The sequence below is a fragment of the Lactobacillus colini genome (assembly GCF_017874575.1).
In the GTDB taxonomy this organism is placed as follows: Bacteria; Bacillota; Bacilli; order Lactobacillales; family Lactobacillaceae; genus Lactobacillus; species Lactobacillus colini.
The window spans coordinates 1-1468 of the sequence record NZ_JAGGLU010000033.1 but is presented as its reverse complement, the minus strand read 5'-3'; the positions used below and the strand labels follow the sequence as shown (position 1 = coordinate 1468).

1 protein-coding gene is annotated in these 1468 nt (G+C 33.2%); it reads right to left on the bottom strand.

What is annotated here, in order from left to right; all coding sequences use genetic code 11:
* Positions 1 to 35: 35 nt before the first annotated feature.
* Positions 36 to 1424, bottom strand: a complete 1389-nt coding sequence (locus J2Z60_RS10850; RefSeq protein ID WP_245328815.1) for an IS3 family transposase — start codon at positions 1422 to 1424, stop codon at positions 36 to 38.
* Positions 1425 to 1468: the final 44 nt, after the last annotated feature.

Sequence of the window (1468 nt, the reverse complement as noted above, 5' to 3'; positions counted from 1 at the left end):
TGATATGAACCCTAAAATTAGGACATATTATTGATTTAGTTTTGATTTAAGATCACATTCCGATATTCCATCGGGGTGTGATTTTTTAGTATAGTTTTTATTCTTTTAGTATTGTAATATTCAATATATTCTTTAATAGCTTGCTCTAATTCATCTAGACTTTTAAATGTCTTCTCAAAGCCATAGAACATTTCTCTTTTGAGAATACCGAAGAATCCCTCCATCATACCATCATCTAAAGAGTTTCCTTTACGTGACATGCTTTGAGTAATCCCATGATTTTTGAGCCATGTTTGGAATAATGGATTTTGATATTGCCAGCCTTGATCAGTGTGAAATACCAATCCATTAAGTGCTGGATATTTCTTGTAGGCTTGCTTTAACATATCCATTACTTGTTTTAAGACTGGTCTGCGACTAAGAGTATAAGAAACTATCTCTTGTGTACAGCCGTCCATAATTGGTGACAGATAAAGTTTTTCGCCATTTAAATGAAACTCAGTTACATCTGAATACCATTTTCTATTTGGCATTACGGACTTAAAATTGCGTCTGATCAAATTAGCTTTAATCTTACCGACGGTTCCTCGATAGCTTGAATACTTACGTCTACGTCTAATGGCGATACCATATAAATGCATCTTAGTCATTAGACGTTTTACTTTCTTATGATTAATTTCAATTCCTTCACGTTGAAGTTGAGCCGTGATTCTTCTATAACCGTAGCGATGTCTGTGTTCTTCATATATTTTTTTAATTCTCTCCATAATCTTCTTGTTCTTCTTATCTTTGTCATCATGTTTTAGAACATAGTAGTAATTACTTCTAGATAGGTGAGGAAGATCAGGTTTAGAATTAATAACTTTGAGCACAAAATTCACAGTCACGTGAAGTTCTTGCCTTAGTTCAGTGACCGCAGAAACTATTTCTTGTGCTTTTGGTTTTTGGTTCTTTGAGAGACTAAGGCATCCAATTTTTTTATAAATTTGTTTTCGACAGTAAGCTCTAGATTCTTCCGTTTTAGGTCTTTGATTTGCTTTTGAAGTTCTTGAATTTGTTTGTCCTTGTCCTTCACTGGATTTTCTGCCTTTCTTATGATTAATGACATTATACCCGTCTTCTTTGTATTTGCGAAGCCAATTGTGAAGTGTTCCTTGATTTGGCAAACCAAGATCTAGTGAGATTTGATTAATAGCTTCATTTCCAGTGAGGATCCTTTTAATAGCTTTCTCTTTGAATTCTACTGAATAGGAATGAGGTGATCTATCTAATATTTCTAATCCATGTTTATCGATCAGTTGAAATAGATATCTAAGATTACTAGTAACCACTCCGTATTCTTCTCCTAATTGGTAAGAAGACTTACCGTAATATTTCCACTTATTATAAATATCAATTTTATCTTGTTTAGATAATTTGGTCATAATAAAACCCCGAAATTCTTGTCCGAATTTCGGGGTTCATATCA

Bases quoted from the DNA above. Each gene is read 5' to 3' on its own strand.
- J2Z60_RS10850 (WP_245328815.1), bottom strand. From the start codon at position 1,424: ATGACCAAATTATCTAAACAAGATAAAATTGATATTTATAATAAGTGG.